The following is a 24,779-nucleotide window of genomic DNA, read 5'->3' as shown; positions in this document are numbered from 1 at the left end:
TTCTCGAAATCCACCCTTTTCGCCTCACCCTGAACTGAATCCCCACACACCCCAGGGGTGAGGGACAAACCGATTCAGTCTGGCCCAATCCAAATCCGCTGGCGGCCGATCGCGAAGCCGCGCGCCTCGCCCTCTTTCAATTGACAAAATGTTTTATTTATCCGACCACCTCTTCCGAGAGGATCGGCCGCGATGCGCGCCGTCGGTTCGTCAGCAACCAACCGAGGCCCGAGCCTCATCACCGGAGGGGGTTATCATGCGTCGCGCGCCAATCATTCGTCATCGGACCGCGGCTCTGGTCGCCACCGCCGCGCTGGCTTTGATCGGTGCCGGCGCGGCCTGGGCGCAAACCGCGTCGCCAAGCCCGGTCGATCTCGCCGATCCGCGGATGGGCACCGCGCCGCTCGACGATCAGAAGCTGATCGGCAACGCGCCGCCGCCGGGCGAGCCGGTCTATAACGGCCAGACGACCCCCGCCGCGCGGCTGCCGCATTCCTCGGTCGAGGTCGCGCCGATCAACAACAACATCGCGCTCAGCTATCCCAACGGTGTCGCGGTGCCTTACTATTACACCAACCCGACGATGATCGGCTTTTCCGCGGGCGGCGGCTCGTCCTACGGCGGCCGCACCGAGCCGACCATCTCGCCCGTCGTCGGCGATTGGTCGCCGGCGCCTGCCTATCGCGAATCCTATTACGACAAGTCGAAAGAAGTCGCGTCACCCGGCTATTATTCGGTCGATCTCGCCACCTTCCACACCAAGGTCGAGCTCACCGCGGCGCAATGGACCGGGCTGATGCGTTTCACCTTCCCGGCCAGCGACCGCTCGAACGTCCTCATCAACCTCCCCGAGCATGGCGGCTCGGTCGAGGTGGTCGGCAACAACATGGTGCGCGGCCATTCGACCGATCGTGAGGCGATCGACGGCAATTATTTCGTCGCGATCTTCTCCAAGCCGTTCAGCGAGCTCGGCACCTTCCGCAAGGCGCCGGGCGACGACAAAGGCTGGGGCATCGGCAATTCGGACGTCGTCCCCGGCCAGCGCGAGATGTCCGGAAGCTGGGCTGGCAGCTACGTCACCTTCCATACCAAGGCTGGCGAGCAGGTGCTGATGAAGATCGCGCACGGCACCAGCTATGCGCAGGCCGAGCAACGGCTGAAAGACGAGCTTCCCGGCTGGGATTTCGATCGCGTCCATGCCGCCGCGCGCGCCGATTGGGCCAAGCTTTTGAACCGCGTGCAGGTGACCGGCGGCACCGAGAAGCAGCGCAGGATTTTCTATTCGACGCTGTTCCAGTCCTTCTCCAGCCCGCGGCTGGTGGCGAAGAAGGGGGAGAAATTCACCGACAGCAACGGCCAGGTCCAGACCGCGACCCACGATCGCTACAGCCCGGTGCCGTTCTGGGATACTGGCCGCAACCAGATCGTCCTGCTCGAGCTGATGGAGCCAGAGCTGATGCAGGACGTGATGGCCACCGAATACGATATGGCGCGTGAGACGGGGTTCATGAACACCTCGTTCCACGGCGACAATGCGGTGTTCATGTATCTCGGCGCGTGGGAACGCGGCATCCCGTTCGATTACAAGGGCGTCTACGAATATCTCCGCAAGAACGCGACCGATCCCGCCGGCCCGCGCCATTACCTTGCCGAATATATGAAGCAGGGCTGGATTTCGGACGAGATTCCCGCCGGCAATCCCAGCCCGCCTTATGCCGGCGGCAAGGCGGGCGCAGCGACCACGCTCGAATATGCGTGGGATGATTATGCCATGGCGCAATATGCCAAGCGGCTCGGGAAGATGGACGATTACGCCATGTTCCTGAAACGCGCGCACAATTATGTGAACGTGTTCGATAAATCGATCGGCTTCATTCGCGGCCGCACGGCCGACGGCAAGTGGATTTCGCCGTTCGATCCGGGCGAGCCCTATTACAATTTCATGATGAAGGAAGCCTCGGGCTGGTCGACCCTATGGCTCGAGCCGCACGATGTGCAGGGTCTCATCAACCTGCTCGGCGGCCGCGCGAAGTTCGACGCCAAGCTCGATCAGTTCTTCACCACGCCGTACGACCCGAAGGGCATCTGCCGCGATTGCACTGGCCTGATCGGCCAATATGTCCAGGGCAATCAGCCCGATCAGCAAGCGGCTTATTATTATGATTGGGGCGGCCAGCCGTGGAAGACGCAGGAACGCGTCCGCCAGATCCTCGCCGAAATGTATGGCAGCGATGCCTCGGGCTACGCCTATCCCGGCATGGACGATCAGGGCGCGACCTCGTCGTGGTACGCGCTCTCGGCGATGGGTTTCTATCCAGTCGATCCGTCGAGCCCGAACTACATCATCGGCAGCCCGATCTTCGACGACATCAAGCTCCAGCTCGGCAACGGCAAGACGCTCGAAATCGCCGCGCGCAACAACTCGACCGAGAACAAATACATCCAGTCGGCGACGCTCGACGGCAAACCCTGGACCAAGCCGTGGTTCAGCCATGACGACATCAAGGACGGCGGCAAGTTCGTCTTCGTGATGGGGCCGCGCCCTAACAAGAGCTGGGGTGCCGCGCCCGACGCCGCGCCGCCCTCGATGTCGCAACCGGCGCGCTGAAACGCTGGTCGAAATAGCCTCCGCGCTTCTCCTTCCTCCCCGGCGCGGAGGCCGGAGCCCAGGACAAGAGCCGCCCTGCTCCACGTCCTGGGCTCCAGCTGCTACACCCTCCCTCAGAGAGGAGATTAATATGACGAGAATCACCGGCGCCGCGATGACGCTCGCTCTTTTGCTCAGCGGCACCGCGGCGAGCGCGCAGACCGCCGACGATCACGTCTATACCAGCAACCTCATGACGCGCTGGGGCAAGGCGGTGACACCGGACAATGCCTGGCGCAGCTATCCCCGTCCGCAGATGAAGCGCGACCGCTGGCAGAATCTCAACGGCTTGTGGGATTATGCGATCGCGCCCAGGGCGGCGGCGCAGCCGGCACGGATGGACGGGCAGATCCTCGTGCCCTTCCCGGTCGAATCGAAGTTGTCGCGCGTCGCCCGCAAGGTCGCGCCCGGCGATCGCATCTGGTATCGCCGCAGCTTCACCGTACCCGCCGATTGGCGCGGCCAGCACGTCATGCTCAATTTCGGCGCGGTCGATTATGCGGCGACAGTGCTGGTCAACGGCGCGGTAGTCGGCAGCCACAAGGGCGGGTACGACACGTTCGGCTTCGACATCACCGATTATCTCAAGCCCGGACAGAACGAGCTGACCGTCGAGGTCACCGATCCGACCAGCAAGGGCAACCAGCCCCGCGGCAAGCAGATCGCCGATCCCTCCGGAATCTGGTACACGGCGGTAAGCGGCATCTGGCAAACGGTCTGGCTCGAGCCGGTGCCCGAGAACCACATCGCAGACGTCCGCGCGACGCCCGATATCGATCGTGGCGTGCTCGACGTCGATGTCGCGACCAACGAAGGCACCGACGGCACCACCGCGGTGCGCCTCACCGCGAGTGATCACGGCAAGGTGATCGCGCAGACGATCATCCGCGCCAACCGCCACGCGACGCTCAAGATCCCGAACGCGCATTTGTGGACGCCCGAGCACCCGTATCTTTACGACCTCAAGGCCGAGTTGGTAACGGTGAAGAGCCCTTATGCCGATCAGCACAAGGCCTATGACGCGCGCTTCACCGCCGGCGAACAACGGGATTATGCGCATGCCACCGTGGTCGGCGCGCCCAGCGATACCGTCGACAGCTATTTCGCGATGCGCAAGATCTCGATCGGCCCGGGCAAGCTGGCCGGCCAGCCGGTGATGCTGCTCAACAACAAGCCCTATTTCGAGAACGGCACGCTCGATCAGGGCTGGTGGCCTGACGGGCTCTACACGCCGCCGTCGGAAGAGGCGATGAAGAGCGACATCGTCTTCCTGAAGAAGGCCGGCTTCAACATGCTCAGGAAGCACATCAAGATCGAGCCGGCGCGCTATTATTACGATGCCGATCACCTCGGTATGCTGATCTGGCAGGATCTGCCGTCCGCCGGCAGCGACAGCGAAGACCAGTTCGTCACCGGCACCAGCAAGGGGCAGGCGGTGTTCTCGTCGGACGACATGGACGAGATCCAGAACGAGCTCGCGCACATGATCGGCGATCTCGATGATTTCCCGTCGATCGTGCTGTGGGTGATCAACAACGAGGGCTGGGGCCAGTATAATTCGGCGATGCTCGCGCGCTACGCCAAGGGCATGGACCCGAGCCGGCTGATCGATGCCGACACCGGCTGGCTGGACGTCGCGCCGGGCGTTTCCGACGTGTTCGATATCCACACCTATGAGGATGTGCCGCACACGCCCGCCTACCATTCGAAGCGCGCGCTTGTGCTCGGCGAATATGGCGGCGTCGGCTATCCGATCTCGGGCCATTTGTGGCGCGAGGACCAGACCTGGAGCTATCAGGTCGCCAAGACGCCGCAGGATTATCTCGCCCGCTTGCGCCGCAAGATGGACGAGGTGGTGCGTCAGGCGAAGGAGGACGGCCTCAGTGCCTCGGTCTACACCCAGACCACCGATGTCGAGGGCGAGATCAACGGCCTGCTGACCTACGACCGCGCGCAATCGAAAGCGCCGCCCGAAGACATCGCCAAGATCGCAGCGCCGCTGTGGCAGGGCGGTAACTAGACACATCGCACGGTTGCGGCGCTCGACACGATCTGGCTGGCGAGCCATGCTGCGTTATGTCTAATAATCGCTTCAAATCGCCCATCGGCGGGATGTTCGGACGGCTCGCCGATCGTATCGGCAATTGCGCCACGATGCGTCGAGTTCGCCGCATCATCGCGGCACGGGTGCCGATGCCGGTTCTTGCCAGCGACGTGATTGACGTGATCTACGCGACGTGGACCGTTCCCGCTTCGGCCGTGATACCCCTCGTTCCGCCGGGTGTATCGATCGTCGTTCGTGAAGGCCATACGTTGTTGACCGTCGTCACCTATCGCCACGGCCATTTCGGTCCGGCATTCCTCGGTGGACTACGGCGTGTCTGTCCGTCGCCACTGCAAAGTAACTGGCGGCTCTATCTCACGTCCGTGCCGGCAGGTGCTCCTGCCACCGCACATGCAGTCCTGTTTCTCAGCAACATATTCGACAGTGCGGTCTATGCGCTGGGCACGCGAGTGTTCACCGATATCCTGCCTTCCCATCACGCCGAGCAATTCACCCACGAACGGCATGGAGATAGCTTCCGTACGACAATCGGTGGAGAGGGCAGCGCGCCGGCGATGAAGCTTGTCACGGCCCGCGGCGCCAAGGCGCTGCCAGATGCCCTGCAAGAGTTCTTCAATGATTGGGATCAGGCTGTTGCATTCCTCTCGTTGCAGGAGGCCGCCGTCGCGAAGGTGAGTGACAACAATCGCTTGTGTTTCTCGGAAATCGACCTGCCGATCGACCTTGCAGCGGTGGAACCACTCGATACCGTCGATTATCGACCGGGTGCTCAGTTGCGGGGATGGGGCGCGACGGCAGCGCCTTTCTGTTTCAGTGTGCCAGCGGTACGGTTCCGAGCGTTATCGGAATTCCTCTTACCCGACAGCCATTAAGCATGGGCAGACCTATTCGGATGGCCCGAATGACGGCGGCGCGTCGCTCGCGGCCGCGCCCCAATCCTTGTCCGGCGTGGTGCCGAGCGTGAAGTCGAGCGTGCCGCCCGTCTTGACGAAGCTCTCGGGCAACCACAGCCGTTGGCTGTCCTTGCCGTCGACGCTCAGCTTCTGGACGTAGGGGGCGTCGGCCGCGGCGCCCTTGGCGGTGATCATGATCGTCGCGCCGGGCCGAGTGATCTCCGCCTTCGGGAACAGCGGGCTGCCCAGCACCAGCTCGGCGCGGCCGGGATAGAGCGGATACATGCCCAGCGCCGACCAGACGTACCAGGACGACATCTCGCCGAGATCGTCATTGCCCGAAATCCCGTCGGGCCGGTTGGTCCAGATCTGCTGCATCGCCGCGCGCACGGCGCCTTGCGTCTTCCACGGCTGGCCGGCGAAATCGTATAGCCACGGCGCCGCGACCGAGGGTTCGTTGTCGAGCTCTGAATGCGTCGGCCCGGCCTTGGTCACCGCCCAGCTGCCGTCATCCTTGTGGAAGAAGGCATCGAGCCGCTTCGTCGCCGTGTCGCGCCCGCCCATCTCGGTGAACAGGCCGGCCGGATCGAACGGCACCATCCACAGATAGACCGCGCCGGTCGCTTCGACGAACGAGTCTTCGTCATCCGAGGCCGGATCGAACTTGGCCCAGCTGCCATCGGCATTGCGCGGCTGGATATAGCCGCCCTCCGGCGTCGCCTTGGGATTGTAGAGATTGCGCCACCAGCCGGCGCGATCGACGAACCGCCGTTCGGTGGCGGGATCGCCGGCGAAGCGGGCGAGCTGCGCCACGCCGAAATCGGCCGCGGCGAGCTCCAGCGTATCCGCCGCCGAGCCCCAGCCGGGCGCGCCCACCGGCATGTAATGCAGCTTGAGCCACTGATCGAGCCCGGGCCGCTCGCCGCTGCACAAGACCGGGCAGCCGGTCCGGGCGAGATCGAGCGCGGTCGGCACCGTCGCGGCCTTGAGCAGCGATCGATACGCGCCCTTGAGATCGAAGCCGGTGCCGCCGAACGCGTAGATCGCGGCCAGCGTCTGCGGCGAGGGATCGCCGTTCATCACGCTCGTCGCGCCGGTCAGATGCGTCCAGCGGTCCCACACGCCGTTGTTCTGATTGGCCTGGTTGTAGAGCGACTGCGCGATATCGGCGCCGCGCTTGGGGTCGATCAGCGTGACGAGCTGGACTTGCGAGCGATAGACGTCCCAGCCCGAATAATTGGCATATTGCACCGCCTGGCTGCCCGTCACGCGGTGCACGGCGCCGTCCATTCCGCGATAGCGTCCGTCGACATCGCTGTAGATGCTGGGATGGATCAGCGCGTGATAAAGCGCGGTGTAGAATACCGAGCGATCATCCGCGCTGCCGCCGCTGATCCGGATCTTGCCGAGCTCGTCGTCCCATGCCTGGCGTGCCGCGGTGGCGATGCCGTCCAATGTCGAGCCTTGGGGATCTTCCTTGGCGAGATTCGCGCGCGCGCCGGCTTCGTCGACATAGGAAATGCCGATCCGCATGGTGACGTGGCGCGCCTGCTTGCCGAAACTGATCCAGCCGCCCGATCCCTTGCCCGGCGCCGGGAAGCCGTCCTTTCCATAACCGGTGCCGCCCGACGCATCGGTCGCCCCGGGGTGCAGCACGGCATCGGTCCAGGTGCCGCCGACGGTGAACGGCTGATCGAACTGGGCGACGAAGTGCAGCGTGTAATAGCTCGTCTGCTTGTCGGGGGAGAGGTAGCCGCAGAAATTGCCGCTGGTCACGTTGCCCGAAACGGTGCGGTGCGCGGCATCGATATGGATTGTCGCGGCGCTAGATCCGACTTCGGTGTCGGACGTGCGGAACAGTAGGTTTGCAGCGCCGTCCTCGGGGAAATCGAAGCGCGCGATGCCGGTCCGTTCGGTCGCCGACAGCGCCACCGCGACGCGATTGCCGAGCGTTACCGCATAACGGCCCGCGCTGGCCTGCTCCTTGGCGTGATCGAGATAGGCGGTGAAGCGATTGCCCTCGCCCGCCGCCGATGGCGATAACTCGATATCGCGCGTCACCGGCATCACCGGCACGTCGCCCGCCGCACCGGCGCAGCCGCTGCCGGACAAGTGCGCGATCCCGAAGCCGCGCACGCCGTTCGAGCGATATTCATAGCCGCCGGGTGCGGCGACCAGCCCGCGTCCGCCCGGCAGCGGCACTTCCTCGGGGCTGAACGAAACCATGCCGTAAGGCACCACCGCGCCGGGAAAGACGTTGCCGCCATTGGTCGTGCCGATCATCGGATTGACCGAATCGGCGGGCCCGGCGGCGAGCGCGGGCGTCGCTGCGGCGAGTGCGAGAACCGACACCGTTTTCAACCCGACTGCCATGATTTCCTCTCCCTTTCGCGCCCCGCCGGAACGACGTGGCCTAAATGTCACAAGCCGCTGCCATCTGCTTCACATAGCCGATGACGCGATGGGCCGCAGTGCCTCCGCGGCAGATCACCTTGCTGCCAGGTGCAGAAGCAATCCGCCCTTCATTCAATGTCTTGTCCACCGCACCAACGATGGGCGGACGATACGTCCGGGGTATCGCGCAAGCGCCGCGACAATACAATTGACAAATTGTTTTTTGTATTTTGAAATAAGGCATCGCTGATCGCTTGGCCGCGCATGGTTTGCGGGCCCTGCTCCCGGCAGGTCGGGCAGCGCAAACACAACAGGGCGAAGCTGGGCTTCGCGTCGAGGGAGGGAATACAGATGGCCGTGGGTCACGCATTTCACACCAACAAGCTGCGCACCCGGGCGATGGCGCGTCTGCTGCTCACCGGCAGCATGATCGCCGGTTTCGCCGGCATCGCGCACGCCCAGACGGCGACCGGGCCGTCCGCCGATCCAGCCGCGCAGGCAAGCGCTGCCACCGATGCGACGCAGAGCCAGCCGGGCAGCGACATCGTCGTCACCGGCTACCGCAAGTCGATCGAGGCGAGCCTGACGCAAAAGCGCAATGCGAACGCATTCATCGACGTCATCACTGCCGACGACGTCGGCAAGTTCCCCGACAAGAACGTCGCCGACGCGCTGCAGCGTGTGCCGGGCGTCATCATCGAGCGCGATGGCGGCGAAGGTTCGCGCGTCAGCATCCGCGGCCTGAGCTCCGACCTCACGTTGACCGAACTCAACGGCAACTTTCTCGCTTCGGCGACGCAAGGTGATCCGTCGCGTTCGTTCGACTATCTGCTGTTGCCTGCGAACATGATCGCCAGCGTCGACGTCTACAAGTCGCCGGAGGCGCGTCTCGACGAAGGCGGCGTCGGCGGCGTCATCATCAACCACACGCGCAAGCCGCTCGATCTCAAGCCGTGGTTCGCCACCGCGCAGATCGAGGGTACCTATGCCGACGTCACCAAGAAGGTCGAGCCCGATGCCTCGGGCGTGCTCTCCTGGCACAATGAGGACAAGACCCTCGGCTTCCTGGTCGGCGCGACCTATCAGGAGCGTACCAACCGCACGCTCGGCGCAAATACCGAGAGCTGGCACTGGTGGTCCGACGACGCCACGACCCAGCCCGCGACCGACATTCACGGCAATACCTACGCCAACGACGGCGCGATCGATTATTGGGGCAGCGGCGAGACGGCCCAGGACGGCACGCATTACAGCGGCTATTGGGCGCCGCAGTCGGTCGACGAATCGGTGCTGGTCGAGAAGCGCAAGCGGCTCGGCATCCAGGCGACGGCGCAGATGCGGCCGTTCAACAATCTCGAGATCACCGCCAATTACTTCCGGTTCCAGCTGAGCGAGAACAACGTCAACAACGTCCTCAAGATTCCGGAATGGGGCTATGGCAGCGGCGGCAAGCTGTTCCAGGGCGCGACGTTCGATTCGAGCGGGACGATCATGCAATCGGCGACCTTCCAGGTGCCGGCCGAGGGTACCGGCTGCCGTACTGTCACGGTGAATCCGGACACTGGCGTGCCGTCAGATCCCTGCACGATGGAAACGCCAGCGATGCAGAGCTATTATGCCCGCCAGAAGATCATCTCGAACACCTATGATGTGCACGGCGATTGGCATGTCGGCCGGCTCGACGTCGCCTTCACGCTCGGCAAGACCAAGGCGACCGGCGGCCCGTCCTTCCAATTCTATGCCCAGGCGAAGCCGCGCGTGGTCAACGGCGAGCACGGCGCGGCCGGCAACGTCAACGGCAATTCGCTGAGCGCTTGGTCGTTCACCAATCAGTCGGTCGCGATGCAATTCTCGCCGGACCTGCAAGACAATATCATGAACGGTCTCACCCAGATCGACCTGGGATCGACCGGCTCGGGCTACACCAACAGCTCGATCGCTCAGCGTTATGCGCAGGTCGACCTCACCCGGCATTTCGATTCGTTCATCGATTCGATCCAGGTCGGCGGCAAATGGCGTGACACCAACATTCACCGCGAAACCGGCGAGTTCGATTGGTATGCGGATGCGGATAACACGCTGCGCTACCAGGATGCCCCCGGCGCCGCGGTCACCAGCCCGGACTTCTTCCTGAACAAGCCCATCGGCAATATCGCCGGCGGCTTCTCAGCGAGCACGTTCCCCGCGTTCAACATGCCGAACTACCTGGACTATCTGAACTCGACCTATAACGGGCCGGTTCGGGTGCCGCAGCCTCAGAACCTCTATAATATCGGCGAACGAATCTGGGCGGGCTACGCGCAGGTCAACTACAAGACGGACACGATCCGCGGCAATATCGGTGTGCGCGTCGTCAACACTAAGGAAACCGGCATCTCGACCGATGTCGTCTATTACGAGGACAAATATTGTAAGCACGAGATTGCCAACGATCCGACCTCGCCGGCGCTCATCGGCGACGACGGCAACTGTCTCGTCTATCCGCAATCCGAACGCGAGCGTCGCGTATACAGTCCGCACAAGGAGTCGAAGCAGTACACCAACGTCCTGCCGAGCTTCAACATCGCGTGGAACATCACGCCTCGCCTGCTCGCTCGCGGCGAAGTGTCGAAGGTGATCTCACGACCGGGCTACGGCGATCTCGCCGGCAACCGCAACCTGACGTTCAATTCCGACTGGTTCGTCATCGACCGCGGTCAGTTCGGCGCGCTGCCGGGCTGGTTCGGCAGCGGCGGCAATTTCGATCTCAAGCCGTTCAACGCCTGGCAATATGACGTCGGTCTGGAATGGTATTTCCACCCCGGCTCGGTGATCGGCGCGACCCTGTTCCGCAAGGACGTGCACGATTTCATCGTCCCGATCGTGATGGACACGCCGACCGTGGTCAACGGCGAGACGGTGACCGTCCAGCAATATTCGACGGCGGCGAACGGCTCGTCGGCGGTTTCGGAAGGTATCGAAGCTTATGCCCAGCACACGCTGGACTTCGGCCTCGGCGCGCAGGTGAACTTCACCTATAACCACACCTCGGTCGCCGACGTGTCGCTGAACGGCGAGAAGATCGGCACCTCGCCGCTGGTCGGCAGTGCGAAGACGCAGTTCAACGGTTCGGTGTTCTACGAGCATGGCCCGGTGCTGGTGCGCGCGTCGTACACCCGCCGCGGCGAGGTCGTCGAAGGTCTGCAATCGGGGTTGAACGTCTATGACGACCCGTATGAACAGGTCGATCTCAATGCGTCGCTCAACATCGTCAAGAACGTGCAGCTCACGGCGTCGGTCATCAACCTGACCAAGTCGGAACAGCGCCAGCACCTCGGCAACGACACGAAGGATCGTTTCATCTCGAACGTCTATTCTGGCCGTCGTTATTACATGGGGCTGTCGTACACCTTCTGATGTCGATGTGGTCGGTGCCGTCGGCCGGCGGTCTGCGACACCGATCCACGCCAACGCCTTTCCAGGTCGTCGCCTCCATGTCGGAAGTATCCTTATTTCCCGATCTGGTTGCCTTCCCCCAGTAGCGACCTGATCATTGGGGCGGCATCATCCGGTGCCGCCCCTTTTTTTGCTCGAAGCGCCGAGGAGGATCATGCGCACACTCGCCGCCGCGTTCGCCGCATCACTGCTGGCAATGGTGCCTGCCGCCGTGCTGGCCACGAACCCGATCGTGCCGGGCTGGTATGCCGATCCCGAAATCCGCATCTTCGATCATCAATATTGGATCTACCCGACGCTGTCGGACGTGTCTGGTAAGCCCGATCCGCAGCATTTCACGCCCGCGCAGGCGGCCGCGCGCAAGGCGCATATGGTCCATCCGTCCTATGCGGCGCAGACCTATATGGATGCCTTCTCCTCGCCTGATCTGGTGCATTGGACCAGGCATAGCCACGTCCTGGACATCGCCAACATTTCTTGGGCGGCCTATGCCGTCTGGGCGCCCTCGGCGATCGAGGCTGGTGGCAAATATTACCTGTTCTTCGGCGCCAACGACATCCAGAACGACACGCAGACCGGCGGCATCGGCCTCGCGGTCGCGGACCATCCCGGCGGCCCGTTCAAGGATGCGCTGGGCCATCCGCTGATCCCGGCCTTCCATAATGGCGCACAGCCGATCGATCCGTTCGTCTACCGCGACGACGACGGGCAGGTGTATCTTTACTACGGCGGCTGGGGCCATTGTAACGTCGTGCGCCTGTCGCCCGACCTGCGGCACATCGAAAAATTTCCCGATGGATCAACCTTCAAGGAGATCACGCCGCCAGGCTATGTCGAGGGCTCGTTCATGATCAAGCGGCACGGCACCTATTATCTGATGTGGTCCGAAGGCGACTGGACCGGCCCCAATTATCGCGTCGCCTATGCGATGGGCAAAAGCCCGCTCGGCCCGTTCACGCCGAAGGGCGTGATCCTGGCGCAGGATTTCAAGATCGCGCGCGGCGCGGGCCATCATTCGGTGGTCAACGTGCCGGGCACCGACGATTGGTATATCGTCTATCACCGTCGTCCCTTGGGTGACGATGATGGCGATCACCGCCAGCTCGCGATCGACCGCATGACCTTCAACGCCGACGGCACGATCAACCCCGTCGTCATGACCAATCAGGGCGTCACTACACCGCGCCCGATCAAGGAGCACCCATGATCCGCAAGACCGCCTTGTTGCTCGCCGCGACCGCCTTCGTCTCGACCTCGCTCGCCGCGCCCGTGCTCGCGGCAGAGACGGCGCCGGCCTCGGTCGATCTGGTCAATCCGCTGATGGGGACCGATTCGGATTACACCTTGTCCTACGGCAACACCTATCCGATGGTGTCGGTGCCCTGGGGGATGAACAGCTGGACGCCCGTCACCGGCAAGATGGGCGATGGCTGGGCGTACACTTATGCCGCGCACAAGATCAACGGCATCAAGCAGACCCACCAGCCGAGCCCGTGGATGAACGATTATGCCGCGCTCGCGCTGTTCGCGGAGACCGGCCCGCTCAAATTGAAGCCCGAGGACCGCGCGAGCTGGTACAGCCACAAGGCCGAGGTCGCGCACCCGTACGACTACAAGGTCTATCTCGCCGATTACGACGTGACGGCCGAGATCGCCCCGACAGCGCGCGCTGCGCAGTTCGAGTTCACCTTTCCCAAGAGCGACGATGCGCACATCCTGATCGACGGCCAGGACGGCGGATCGATGGTCAGGATCGAGCCCGCCAAGCGCCGCATCGTCGGCTATGTCCGCAACAACCACGGCGGCGTGCCCGACAATTTCCACAATTACTGGGTCGCGCAGTTCGACCACGATTTCACCGTCAGCCGCACCTGGGACGACAATTGGCAGTTGACCGGCGACCTGTCGCGCGAGGGCGGCCATGTCGGCGCGGTCGTCAGCTTCAAGACCGCCGCCGGCGAGAAGATCCACGTCAAGGTCGCCTCCTCGTTCATCAGCCCCGATCAGGCCGAGCTCAATCTCGACCGTGAAATCGGCAACGACAGCTTCGCGCAGACCGAGGCCAAGGCCAAGCGGGCGTGGCAGACCCAGTTCGATCGCATCAAGGTCAGCGATCCCAGCCTCGACAATCGCCGTACCTTCTATTCGGCGCTCTACCGCATGCTGCAATTCCCGCGCATGTTCTATGAAACCGACGCCAGCGGGAAGACGGTCCATTACAGCCCGTATGACGGCAAGGTCCACGCCGGCTACATGTACACCGACAACGGCTTCTGGGACACGTGGCGCGCGGTCTTCCCCTTCTTCGCGTTGATGTATCCCGAGCGCGACAGCGAGATGATGCAGGGCCTGGTAAACGCTTATAAGGAGGGCGGCTGGCTGCCCGAATGGGCGAGCCCGGGCTATCGCGACGTGATGGTCGGCTCGAACGCCGACAACATCATCGCCGATGCCTATATCAACGGCGTGCGCGGGTTCGACGTCAACACGCTTTACGAAGCGATGGTCAAGGACGCGACCACCGACAAGGATCGCCCGGTCGACAAGCGCGGCAATGTGATCAGCGCGGTCGGCCGCGAGGGCGTCGATTGGTACAACAAGCTCGGCTACGTCCCCTATGACGTCGGCATCAACGAGAATGCCGCGCGCACGCTCGAATATGCCACCGCCGATTTCTCGATCTCGCAGCTCGCCAAGGCGCTCGGCAAGACCGAGGACGCCAAGTTCTATGCCGAGCACGCGCAGAATTACCGCAAGCTCTACGACCCCTCGACCGGCTGGATGCGCGGCCGCAACCGCGACGGATCGTGGGAGACGCCGTTCAATCCGTACAAATGGGGCGATGCCTTCACCGAAGGCAATGCGCTGCACTACAGCTTCTCGGCGATGCAGGACGAACAGGGGCTGATCGACCTGATGGGCGGGCGCGATAAATATGTCGCCAAGCTCGATTCGATCTTCTCCACGCCGCCGATCTTCGACGACAGCTATTACGGCCAGGTGATCCACGAGATCCGCGAAATGCAGATCGTCGACATGGGGCAATATGCGCACGGCAATCAGCCGATCCAGCACATGATCTATCTCTACGATTGGGCCGGCGCGCCGTGGAAGGCGCAATTCCACGCCCGCGACGTGATGAAGAAGCTCTATTCGGCGACCCCCGACGGCTATCCCGGCGACGAGGATAACGGCCAGACCTCGGCCTGGTACGTGTTCTCGGCGCTCGGCTTCTACCCCGTCACCCCGTCGAGCGGGCAATATGCGATCGGCAGCCCGCTGTTCCGCACCGTCACGCTGACCATGCCTACGGGCAAGACGCTGACGATCAACGCCGAGAACAACAGCGCGGAGAATGTCTACATCCAGTCGGTCAAGTTCAACGGAACGCCGCACGACAAGACGTTCTTCACCCACGACGCGCTCGAACAGGGCGGCACGATCACCTTCGTGATGGGCCCGACGCCGAACAAGCAATGGGGCGCCGCGCCCGCCGACGCGCCCTTCTCGATGAGCGCGCCGGCGAAATGATCGCGGTCCCGCAACCGCGGAAGCGCGGTTCGGAGGCCGTGGTCATCTGGAAGTGAATGCCGGCGCATAAGACTCGTCACGCTGAACGTGTTTCAGCATCCATGGCGCGACGTTGACCGATCGTATGCGGTTGCTGTCTTTCCATGGACCCTGAAACAAGTTCGCAGGTGGCGGATTGTTTCGCTAACTTCGATGTCGCGATTTAGCTGTCGATCGCCTCACGCAGGGCGCGGACCCGGCCCGCGTCGGTGATCGGCACGGTCGCCGCGAAGTCCAGCCGGTGGAGCGCCGCATTTTCGCTTGGCCGCGGTGACGAGCAGGACGCGTGGATTTCGTCCACGCCCGCGGCGAGCAGTGCGGCGACGTTGCCCGCGTTGATGCCGCTCCCGGCCATCACCTTCAATCGTCCAGCCGCGCGTTCGTGCATCGCGCGCAACGTCTCGATTCCGGTAAGAGCCGTCGTCGCCCCGCCGGACGAAAGTACGCGATCGAGCCCGAGTCCCACGGCCACCTCGATCGCCGCGACCGGATCGTCGAGCGTATCGATCGCGCGGTGCAGCGTCGTCGAAAGCGGCCGGCCCGCCGTGCGAACGCAGGCCATCAGCCGATCGAGCACCGGGCGGTCCAGCGCGCCGTCGCGCGCCGCTCCGAACACCACGCCCGCCATCCCGGCGCCCGCGGCATAAGCGATGTCGCGTTCCATCTGCGCCACTTCATCGGCGTCATAAGCGAAATCGCCGCCGCGTGGCCGGATCATGACATGGCAGGGCAGCGGCTGCGCCACGGCTGCGGCGATCAGCCCGGCCGAGGGCGTCAATCCGCCCAGCGCCAGCGCGCTACATAATTCGATGCGATCGGCCCCGCCGGCGCGTGCGGCGGCAATGCTCGCCATGGTCTCGACGCAGATTTCGAGGATGATCGCCATGTCGCTTCATCGCCTGCTTGCGCCCGGCGAGCAATCGCCGCGAATTAGAAAAACAAATTTAGCTATTGTTTCGCCCGGTCGCTCGCGCTTAGGATCAGGGCATCGATAATCGGGCGGAACAGCGCGCGGCCCCAAGGGGAGAGGGAATGACTTTTCGCAGACGAGACATCATGGCCGGCGCCGGCGCGCTGGCGCTGGCCGGCTCGCTTCCCGCGGCGGCGCGCGCGGCGGGTTTTGCCAGCAAGCGCCCCGCACCCGCCGACCGCAAGTTCACCAGTTCCGCGATCGAAGCCGAGATCGCGCGGGTGAAGGCCAGGATCGCCGACCCCGAACTCGCCTGGATGTTCGAGAATTGCTATCCGAACACGCTCGACACCACGGTCGATGTCGGCACGGTCGACGGCAAGCCCGATACCTTCGTGCTGACCGGCGACATCCACGCGATGTGGCTGCGCGACAGCTCGGCGCAGGTGCAGCCGTATATCCACCTCGTCGATCGCGATCCCAGGCTGAAGCGCTTGTTCCAGGGGCTGATCCAGCGCCAGGCGCGCTGCATCCTGATCGATCCCTATGCCAACGCCTTCATGAAAGACCCGAGCGCCATGTCGAATCTCGACTGGTCGCAGAAGGACAAGACCGACATGAAGCCCGGCGTTGCCGAGCGGAAGTGGGAAATCGATTCGCTCGCCTATACGATGCGTCTCGCCCACGGATATTGGACGCGCACGCGTGACAAGACGCCGTTCGACGACACCTGGAGTCGCGCCGCGCAACTTGCCGTCGCCACCTTCCGCGTCCAGCAGCGCAAGCAGGGGCCGGGGCCGTATCACTTCCAGCGCGAGGCGCTCAACCCGACCGATACGCTGATGCTCGGCGGCTATGGCCGGCCGACGAAGAAGATCGGGCTGATCCACTCGATGTTCCGCCCGTCGGACGATGCGTGTCTTTATCCGTTCCTGATCCCGTCGAACCTGTTCGCGGTGTCGGTGCTGCGCAAGGTGGCGCAGGTCCACCGCGAGGCGCGAGGCGATACGGCCGCCGCCGCCGATGCCGAGGCGCTGGCGAACGAGGTCGAGGGCGTGCTCAAGCAGTATGCGCTGATCCCCGACGGCAATGGCGGCCAGGTCTGGGCTTATGAGATCGACGGTTTCGGTAATTGGGTGTTCATGGACGACGCCAACGTACCGAGCCTCTCCGGCCTCGCGATCATCGACGCTGCCGATCGCAACGATCCGCTGTTCAAGCGCACCGCCGCGCTCGCCTGGTCGGATCGCAATCCATATTTCTTCAAGGGCAAGGCCGCCGAGGGCATCGGCGGCCCGCATATCGGTCTCGACATGATCTGGCCGATGTCGATCATCACCCACGCGATGAACGCCGAGGATGACGCCACCGTCCGGCAATGTCTCCACTGGCTCAAGACCACGCACGGTGGCACCGGCTTCATGCACGAGAGCTTCAACAAGGACGATCCGTCGAATTTCACGCGTAGCTGGTTCGCCTGGGCCAATGCGCTGTTCGGCCAGTTGATCGTCGAGATCGCCGACAAAAAGCCCGCGCTGCTCGCGCAAACGATCTGATTTCGGGAGAAAGCAAATGATCACCGCCAGCCGCCGCCAGCTTCTCGCCGGAACCGGGCTTGCCGCATTGGGTGGCGCCGCACCCGCGCTCGCCTGGGCCGAGAGCCCGCAAGCCGGCAAGCCCGATCTGTTCGTCGGCACCGGCGGCCACGGTCACACCTATCCCGGGGCGACGCTGCCTGCCGGCATGGTGCAATTGAGCCCCGATACCAACACGCACGGCTGGGACGCCTGCTCGGGCTATCACCAGAAAGATGGCTCGATCATGGGGTTCAGCCACACCCATTTGTCGGGCACCGGGATCGGTGACATGCTCGACGTGCTGGTGGTGCCGACGCGCCAGCCGTTGCTGCTCGAGCCAGGCTCGGTCGAACACCCGGAGCAAGGCTATCGCCAGCGATATTCGGACGAGTTCGCCGAGCCCGGCTATTACCGCGTCCGCCTCGAATCGGGCGTCCAGGCCGAACTCACCGCGACCGAACGGTGCGGCCTTCACCGCTATCGTTTCGCCGACGGCCCCGGCCACATATTGATCGATTTCGCTCATGCCATCGAGGATGATTGGGACAAGGGCGTGGTCGTCGAGGATGCCTCGCTCACGCTCGATCCCGATGGCACGCTGACCGGCGGCCGCCAGGTCAATCGCTGGGCCAAGGGGCGGCATATCTATTTTGCGATGCAGCTCTCGCGTCGGCCGGATCGTGTCCAGTTCTTCGGCGACGATGGCAAACCCGCGCCCGACGGGGCGACCTCGATCAAGGGCAACCGCCTCAAGGTCGCGTTGTTCTTCGATAATGCCGGCGGCGACCCGATCCTGATCAAAACCGGCATCTCGGCGGTCGACCTCGAAGGCGCGCGCGACGCGCTCGCCGCCGAAGCGCCGGGCTGGGATTTCGACGGTGTCCACGCCGCCGCGCGCGCAACCTGGGCCAAGGCGCTCGGCAGCGTCCGCGTATCGGGCGGCACCGCGGCGCAGCGCACGATCATGGCGAGCGCGCTCTACCACGCCCAGCTCGCGCCGACGCTGTTCACCGATCGCGACGGCCGCTATGTCGGGCTCGACCGCCAGGTCCACCAGGCACCCAAGGGGCAGGAGGCGTTCAGCACCTATTCGCTGTGGGACACTTATCGCGCGCTTCACCCGCTGCTCACGCTGATCCGCCCCGATCACACCAAGCTGCTGGTCGGCGATCTGGTTCGCCAGACGGTCGAGAGCCCGGCCGGCCCGCCGGTCTGGCCGCTGCAGGGCGTCGAGACCGCGTGCATGATCGGCTGGCACGCCGTCTCGGTGCTCGCCGAGGCGCACGCCAAGGGGATCGAGGCCGATTACGCCGCCGCCTGGCCGCACATCCGCGCCCGTGCGTTCGACCGCAATTTCCCCGATATCGACAGCACCCAGGGCCGCGGCTTCTATTACGATCTCGGTTATATCCCGGCGGACAAGGTCAACGAATCGGTCAGCCGCACCCAGGAATATGCCTATGACGATTGGGCGATGGCGCACCTTGCCGACGCGGTCGGCGCGCATGACGATGCCGCGGCGTTGCGCAAGCGCTCGCAAAACTATCGCAACGTCATCGACGCCAGGATCGGTTTCGCCCGCCCGCGGTTCGCCGACGGAACGTGGTGGAAGGATTACGATCCGATCCAGATCGGCCACGACGTCGATAAATGGCGCGATTACACCGAGGCGAACGGCTGGCAGGCGACCTTCCTCACCCAGCATGACGCTTATGGCCTGATCGAGCATTTCGGCGGCGACGCCGCGTTCGAGAAGAAATTGGATGGCCTGTTCAACGCGCCCTCGACGCTGCCCAAGGACGCGCCGCCCGACATCTCGGGTCTGGTCGGCCAATATGCCCATGGCAACGAGCCCGAGCATCACGTCGCCTATCTCTACGCTTATTGCGGTGCGCCGCATAAGACGCAGGCGATGGTGCGCCGCCTGCTCACCGAGATGTACAAGGCCGATCCCGACGGCGTGATCGGCAATGACGATTGCGGCCAGATGAGCGCGTGGTTCATCCTCTCCGCGCTCGGCTTCTATCCCGTAGATCCGGTCAGCGCGCTTTACGTGTTCGGCTCGCCCTTGTTCGACGCGGCCGAGGTCGATGTTGGCGGCGGCAAGACGCTCCGCATCCGCGCCGAGAACAATGCGCCCGCCAATCCCTACATCCAGTCGGTCCGCTGGAACGGTAAGCCGTGGAGCAGGAATTGGATCGCCCACGCCGATCTCGTGCAGGGCGGCGAACTGGTCTTCGAGATGGGCCCCGGGCCGTCGCGCTTCGGCACCGCCAAGGCCGATCGCCCGCCGTCGTTCGGCCGGACGGCCTGAGCGATGGTCAGGCGGTCGCCGCGGCGGCGCTGTCGGCGGTCTTCCACAGCGCGCCGGGCTTGGGCAGCAGGAAATGGCTGAACGGCAGGATCGCCGCGCCGACCGCGGGCGCGTCTTCGGAGAGCTCGGCGCGCGCCACCGGCGCGATCGCCGGCAGGTACGAGGCGTGCCGGGTCATGGCGCTGTTGACCGCCTCGGCCAGGCGCTCGACCAGGTGGCGCGGCAATCGCCCGCCGACCAGCACGCTCTGCGGATTGATCAGGCAGTTGACCGCGCTCATCGCGGGCAGCAATTGGCGCGCGGCCTGCTCGACCCATCGCGCGACGCTGGCCTCGACATCCGCCGTCATGTCCTCGCGCATCGCGTCGTCGAGCGCGAAGCCCGCCGCCTCGAGATGCCGCCCCAGCCCCGAGAGCGAGACCAACGTCTGGATCTGCGGCTCGTCATCGCCGCCGCCGGCATGCATGAAGCCGATCTCGCCGCTGCGCCCATCGGCGCCGCGCACGTAATTGCCGTCGATCACCAGCCCGCCGCCGAGGCCGAGCGAGATCAGCAGGTAGAAGAAGCTGTTGTGCCGCTGGCCATGGCCCAATTGCATCTCGCCCATCGCCGCCGCGGCGGCATCGTTCTCGATGAACACCGGCAGGTCGAGCGGCGCGGCGACCAGCGCGGCGATATCGGTCGTTTCCCATTCGGCATAGGCCGCCGGACGGCCCGGCAGGTCGACCGAGCCGAGATCGTCGGGCAGCGCCACGCCGATGCCGACGATCTTGGCCGCGTCGATCCCGGCTTCAGCGATCATCGCCTCCACCGATCGCGCGTAAAGCGCACGGACCTGATCGGGCAGCGCATAAGCGATCTCTTCGGAAACCCGTGCCAGCGTCTGCGCCGAAAAATCGACCAGCACGATCGTCACGTGATCGCGATCGATATTGACGCCGATCGAATAGCAGGCGTCGCGACGGATCTCGAGCTTGGTCGGCGGCTGGCCGCGTCCGCCGCGGCGCTGGCCGGCTTCGACGATCAGCCCGTCCTGCAGCAGGCGGCGGGTGATGTTGGCGATCGCCGGCGCGGTCAGCCCGGTAATGCCGGCGAGCTCGACACGAGTCAGCGACCCGCCGACGCGGATCGCGTGCAGCGTCACTCGCTGGTTGTGGTCGGCGGCGCGTTCGAGATTGGTGCCGGAAAGGCGCGGGCGAGTGCGCCCGCTTTCCGGCGTCATGCCGCGCGTCCCATATGGTGCGGAGCCGGCGGTGCGCCGGCCAGGGTCAGTATCCGGTTCATGCTGTCCATGGCATCCTCTAGCAACCCTCGGCCCTGCTTGCACCTGTCATACGCAACCCCTTGGCTTTCTTTGGCACATTACGCCATCGAGCGCCCGGGCCAAGCGCGTGGTTATGTAACGTCTTGTCGAGCGGGCACTGTCATCGAATTGAATTATGCAATTTGATGTATTAATGCGGCGAGACCATTGCGCAAGGGCGGAGGGCATCAGGTCGGACCGACGAGCCGCATTCGGGCAGGGAGGGGTCATGCGGCGTGGTGCTTCGACAATGCTGGCCTGCGCGATTGCCGTCGCGGCGCCGGCGGCTGCCGAGGCTCCCGCCGGCGCCGGCCCCTTCAACGCTCATTTCCTCGCCGGCGGCATCGGCATCGAAGACAAGAGCCAGAATATCGCGCCGCTCGCGCGCGCCGGCGCGGCGACGACCATGTCGTCATGGGTGCGGCCCGATCTGGCACAGCAGGGCCGCGTCACGCTGATCGCGCTCGGATCCGCCGATGCCGGCCGCGCGCTGCTGCTCGATGATGGGCATCCCGCTTATGCCGCCGGAAGCGCTGCGGTCCGATGCGGCGCGACGCTGGCCCCGGGCCGCTGGACCCACGTCGCGGCCGCGGCGGACGGCGCCGCCGTCACGCTCTATGTCGACGGCAGGAAATGCGGCGCTGGCACGGCGGCTGCGCCGGCAGTAGCCGCGTCGGTCGCGATCGCGCCGGCCATCGGGCACGCGCATTTCGGCGGCACGCTGGTCGACGCCCGGATCGCGCCCGGCGCCGCGCCCGCCCGCGCGATCGCGATGATGGCCGGCGATCGGCCCGATTTCGCGCTCGTGCACATCCGCGAGGTCGGCGTCGGCTGGCCGTTCCAGCGCGAAGCGTGGATCGGCCTTACCGAGACGCAGGACGCCTGGACGCTGCCCCACGCCAGGGGCGCCGCCCGCAAGCCGATCGCCACCCCGCCGCCCGACCTGCCGGTGCTCCAGCCCGATGGCGCCGATCGCTGGCGGATCAACGGCTGGCGCCTCGCCGCCGCGCCCGATGTTGCGGGCGGCGGCGCGGCAATCTCGCGGCCGGGGTTCGACGATCACGCATGGCTGGCCGCGACCGTTCCGGGCACCGTGCTGCAAACGCTGGTGGCGCGCGGCAAATATCCCGATCCCTATTACGGCCTCGACAATCTCGAGATTCCCGAATCGCTCGCGCGGCAGGATTATTGGTATCGCGCCCGCTTCACCGTTCCGCCGGCGGCCGCCGGCAAGCGCCTCACGCTGGTATTCGGCGGCATCAATTACGCGTCGGAAATCTGGCTCAACGGCGCGAAGCTCGGCACCACCAAAGGTGCTTTCATCCGCGGCCAGTTCGCGGTCGATCCCGTCGCCGGGGAGAATGTCGTCGCGGTGCGCGTCTCGCCACCGCCGCATCCCGGCATTCCGCACGAACAGTCGATCGCCGGCGGTCCCGGCCTCAACGGCGGCCAGCTCGCGATCGACGGCCCGACCTTCGTCGCCACCGAAGGGTGGGACTGGATTCCCGGCATTCGCGATCGCGATACCGGCCTGTGGCTTCCCGTCGAGCTTCAGGCGCATGGCGCGGTCAGGATCGGCGATCCGCACGTCGTCACCGATCTGCCGCTGCCCGATACCGACAGCGCCGACATCACCATCGGCGTTCCGATCGACAACCAGGGCGCCGCGCCGCAACAGGTCACCGTTCGCGCCGCGTTCGATGATGTCGCGGTAGAAAAGACCGTCTCCGCCGCGCCGGGCAACAGCGAGGTCACGCTTTCGCCGGGCGAGTTCCGTCAGCTCCACGTCCTCCATCCGAAATTGTGGTGGCCCAACGGCTATGGCGATCCCGCGCTCCACGATCTGACCCTGACCGCCTCGACCGACGGTACGGTGTCGGATGCCCGCCACCTGCGCTTCGGCATTCGCGAAGTGAGCTACGATCTCTCGCTGTTCGACGCGAAGGGCCGCCTGCGCCGCGTCACCGTGCAGCCGACCAACGGCTGGCTTCGCGGCGAAAAGCTGATCGACGTCCGCCACGAAGCGATCAAGCAGACGCCCGATGGCTGGGTCGAATCGCTCACGCCCGCCGGCGAAACCTCGCCCGCCGTCACCGATACGGATGAGACGCTGCCCGAACCGCACCTCGCACTGCGCGTCAACGGCGTACGCATCGCGGTGCGCGGCGGCTCGTGGGGGATGGACGACGCGATGAAGCAGTCGAGCCGCGCCCGCCTCGCTCCTTATTTCCGCCTCCAGCGCGAGGCGCATATGAACGTCATTCGCAACTGGATGGGCAATAACGACGAGGAGCAGTTCTTCGACCTTGCCGACGAGAACGGCATGATGGTGCTCAACGATTTCTGGCAATCGACCCAGGATTCGCAGATCGAGCCCGAAGACCCCCAACTGTTCCTCGCCAACGCCCGCGACGTCATCAGCCGCTATCGCAACCATCCATCGATCGTCCTGTGGTTCGGCCGCAACGAGGGCGTGCCTTATCCGACGCTCAACGAAGGCCTCGACGATCTCGTTGCCAGCCTGGACGGCACGCGCTGGTATACCGGCAGCTCGAACCGCATCGAATTGCAAGGCTCGGGGCCTTACGACTATCGCCCGCCCGCCGATTATTTCACCAAGCTCGCCAGTGGCTTCTCGGTCGAGGTCGGCACGCCCTCGCTCTCCACGCTCGATTCATTGGAGGCGTGGATTCCGTCTGCCGACCGCTGGCCGCTCAGCGACACGATCGCTTATCACGATTGGCATTTCGGCGGTAACGGCGACACCAAGACCTTTATGGCCGCGCTCGATACGATGTTCGGCGCTGGCACCAGCCTCGCCGATTTCGAGCGCAAGGCGCAGATGATGAACCTCGAGACGCACAAGGCGATCTACGAGGGCTTTCTCGCGCATCTGTGGACGAAGAACAGCGGCCGCCTGCTGTGGATGTCGCACCCCGCCTGGCCGTCGAACGCGTGGCAGCTCTACAGCTGGGATTACGACACCTCGGCGGCTTATTATGGCGCCAAGGAAGCCAATCGCCCGCTCCACGTCCAGCTCGATCTCGACGACGATCGGCTGGTGCTGGTCAACACCACGCGCAGCGATCGGGCGGGCCTCACTGTCCACACGCGCGTTACCGGCCTCGATGGCGCGACCTTGTTCGAGCGTACCGACCACGCCGACGCCGCGGCTAATCGCACGACGCCGCTCGCCGTCGTGCCGCTCGACGCGCTGCTCGCCAGATCGGGCATGGCGCTGGTCGAATTGACGCTGACCGGCGCGGACGGTGCTGAGCTCGATCGCAATTTCTATTGGCGCGGCCGCGACACCGCCGCCTATCGCGCGCTCGACGGCCTGGCGACTGTGTCGCTTGGCGTCACGGCCAGCCCGCCGGTGCGCGATGGCGACGACATGCTGGTCCGCGCCACGCTCGCCAATACCAGCGCCACACCGGCGCTCGAAGCCAAGCTCACCCTGTTCGATGGCGACGGCAAGCGCGTCCTGCCCGCTTTCTACAGCGACAATTACGTCTCGTTGCTCCCGGGCGAGCGGCGAACGATCGAGATTCGCTGGCCCGCGGCCAATCCGGTCACCGGCGCGACGCTCGCGCTGCGCGGTTGGAACGTCGCCAAGCAACGCCTTGCGCCCGGCGGGTGATGCCGCCGGTTTCCGCCCGCTTCCTCCACTT

General features: G+C 64.7%; 12 protein-coding genes. 9 read left to right on the top strand and 3 right to left on the bottom strand.

Going from position 1 to position 24,779, the window contains the following annotated elements:
* The first annotated feature begins 256 nt into the window (after positions 1 to 256).
* The 3 genes from K7G81_RS10245 (at position 257) to K7G81_RS10235 (ending at position 5,584) form a co-directional block, all read left to right on the top strand.
* Positions 257 to 2,608: a GH92 family glycosyl hydrolase gene (locus K7G81_RS10245; protein ID WP_223030638.1), complete on the top strand. Its 2,352-nt coding sequence runs from the start codon at positions 257 to 259 to the stop codon at positions 2,606 to 2,608.
* 130 nt (positions 2,609 to 2,738) lie between these two features.
* Positions 2,739 to 4,667, top strand: coding sequence for a glycoside hydrolase family 2 protein (locus tag K7G81_RS10240; RefSeq protein WP_223030637.1), 1,929 nt, complete (start codon positions 2,739 to 2,741; stop codon positions 4,665 to 4,667).
* A gap of 56 nt (positions 4,668 to 4,723) precedes the next feature.
* The gene (locus K7G81_RS10235) at positions 4,724 to 5,584 is read left to right on the top strand and encodes a DUF2071 domain-containing protein (RefSeq protein WP_223030636.1); all 861 of its coding nucleotides are present in this window, start codon (positions 4,724 to 4,726) and stop codon (positions 5,582 to 5,584) included.
* A gap of 12 nt (positions 5,585 to 5,596) precedes the next feature.
* On the opposite strand, the gene K7G81_RS10230 is transcribed toward K7G81_RS10235, so the two are convergent.
* The gene (locus tag K7G81_RS10230) at positions 5,597 to 7,978 is read right to left on the bottom strand and encodes a GH92 family glycosyl hydrolase (protein ID WP_223030635.1); all 2,382 of its coding nucleotides are present in this window, start codon (positions 7,976 to 7,978) and stop codon (positions 5,597 to 5,599) included.
* A 372-nt stretch (positions 7,979 to 8,350) separates the two neighbouring features.
* On the opposite strand from K7G81_RS10230, the gene K7G81_RS10225 reads away from it, so the two are divergent.
* The 3 genes from K7G81_RS10225 to K7G81_RS10215 all read left to right on the top strand — a co-directional run bounded on the left by K7G81_RS10225 (position 8,351) and on the right by K7G81_RS10215 (position 14,965).
* The gene (locus tag K7G81_RS10225; protein WP_255586835.1) at positions 8,351 to 11,395 is read left to right on the top strand and encodes a TonB-dependent receptor; all 3,045 of its coding nucleotides are present in this window, start codon (positions 8,351 to 8,353) and stop codon (positions 11,393 to 11,395) included.
* A gap of 193 nt (positions 11,396 to 11,588) precedes the next feature.
* Positions 11,589 to 12,641, top strand: coding sequence for a glycoside hydrolase family 43 protein (locus K7G81_RS10220; RefSeq protein WP_223030634.1), 1,053 nt, complete (start codon positions 11,589 to 11,591; stop codon positions 12,639 to 12,641).
* Positions 12,638 to 14,965, top strand: a complete 2,328-nt coding sequence (locus K7G81_RS10215) for a GH92 family glycosyl hydrolase (RefSeq protein ID WP_223030633.1) — start codon at positions 12,638 to 12,640, stop codon at positions 14,963 to 14,965. The genes K7G81_RS10220 and K7G81_RS10215 overlap by 4 nt, the downstream gene beginning before the upstream one ends.
* A gap of 202 nt (positions 14,966 to 15,167) precedes the next feature.
* Here the strand turns inward: K7G81_RS10215 and K7G81_RS10210 are convergent, their stop codons facing one another.
* On the bottom strand, positions 15,168 to 15,890 hold the full coding sequence (locus K7G81_RS10210; RefSeq protein WP_223030632.1) for a copper homeostasis protein CutC: 723 nt from the start codon (positions 15,888 to 15,890) through the stop codon (positions 15,168 to 15,170).
* Between the two features lie 146 nt (positions 15,891 to 16,036).
* Here K7G81_RS10210 and K7G81_RS10205 point away from each other — a divergent pair, with 146 nt between their 5' ends.
* Together K7G81_RS10205 and K7G81_RS10200 are read left to right on the top strand one after the other, a co-directional pair.
* Entirely contained in the window at positions 16,037 to 17,470 is a 1,434-nt protein-coding gene (locus K7G81_RS10205; RefSeq protein WP_223030631.1) for a glycoside hydrolase family 125 protein, read from the top strand.
* Between the two features lie 16 nt (positions 17,471 to 17,486).
* Positions 17,487 to 19,805, top strand: coding sequence for a GH92 family glycosyl hydrolase (locus tag K7G81_RS10200; RefSeq protein ID WP_223030630.1), 2,319 nt, complete (start codon positions 17,487 to 17,489; stop codon positions 19,803 to 19,805).
* 7 nt (positions 19,806 to 19,812) lie between these two features.
* On the opposite strand, the gene K7G81_RS10195 is transcribed toward K7G81_RS10200, so the two are convergent.
* Positions 19,813 to 21,027, bottom strand: coding sequence for an ROK family transcriptional regulator (locus K7G81_RS10195; protein ID WP_223030629.1), 1,215 nt, complete (start codon positions 21,025 to 21,027; stop codon positions 19,813 to 19,815).
* Positions 21,028 to 21,337: 310 nt separating this feature from the next.
* On the opposite strand from K7G81_RS10195, the gene K7G81_RS10190 reads away from it, so the two are divergent.
* Positions 21,338 to 24,748, top strand: a complete 3,411-nt coding sequence (locus K7G81_RS10190) for a glycosyl hydrolase 2 galactose-binding domain-containing protein (protein ID WP_255586834.1) — start codon at positions 21,338 to 21,340, stop codon at positions 24,746 to 24,748.
* Positions 24,749 to 24,779: the final 31 nt, after the last annotated feature.

It is taken from the genome of Hephaestia mangrovi (assembly GCF_019880555.1).
Lineage (GTDB): Bacteria > Pseudomonadota > Alphaproteobacteria > Sphingomonadales > Sphingomonadaceae > Sphingomonas > Sphingomonas mangrovi.
Note: the sequence above shows the minus strand (reverse complement) of the source record. Positions and strands in the feature narration are given on the sequence as shown.

Bases quoted from the DNA above. Each gene is read 5' to 3' on its own strand.
- K7G81_RS10205 (WP_223030631.1), top strand. From the start codon at position 16,037: ATGACTTTTCGCAGACGAGACATCATGGCCGGCGCCGGCGCGCTGGCG.
- K7G81_RS10240 (WP_223030637.1), top strand. From the start codon at position 2,739: ATGACGAGAATCACCGGCGCCGCGATGACGCTCGCTCTTTTGCTCAGC.
- K7G81_RS10210 (WP_223030632.1), bottom strand. From the start codon at position 15,890: ATGGCGATCATCCTCGAAATCTGCGTCGAGACCATGGCGAGCATTGCC.
- K7G81_RS10195 (WP_223030629.1), bottom strand. From the start codon at position 21,027: ATGACGCCGGAAAGCGGGCGCACTCGCCCGCGCCTTTCCGGCACCAAT.
- K7G81_RS10215 (WP_223030633.1), top strand. From the start codon at position 12,638: ATGATCCGCAAGACCGCCTTGTTGCTCGCCGCGACCGCCTTCGTCTCG.
- K7G81_RS10230 (WP_223030635.1), bottom strand. From the start codon at position 7,978: ATGGCAGTCGGGTTGAAAACGGTGTCGGTTCTCGCACTCGCCGCAGCG.
- K7G81_RS10225 (WP_255586835.1), top strand. From the start codon at position 8,351: ATGGCCGTGGGTCACGCATTTCACACCAACAAGCTGCGCACCCGGGCG.
- K7G81_RS10220 (WP_223030634.1), top strand. From the start codon at position 11,589: ATGCGCACACTCGCCGCCGCGTTCGCCGCATCACTGCTGGCAATGGTG.
- K7G81_RS10245 (WP_223030638.1), top strand. From the start codon at position 257: ATGCGTCGCGCGCCAATCATTCGTCATCGGACCGCGGCTCTGGTCGCC.
- K7G81_RS10235 (WP_223030636.1), top strand. From the start codon at position 4,724: ATGTCTAATAATCGCTTCAAATCGCCCATCGGCGGGATGTTCGGACGG.
- K7G81_RS10190 (WP_255586834.1), top strand. From the start codon at position 21,338: ATGCGGCGTGGTGCTTCGACAATGCTGGCCTGCGCGATTGCCGTCGCG.
- K7G81_RS10200 (WP_223030630.1), top strand. From the start codon at position 17,487: ATGATCACCGCCAGCCGCCGCCAGCTTCTCGCCGGAACCGGGCTTGCC.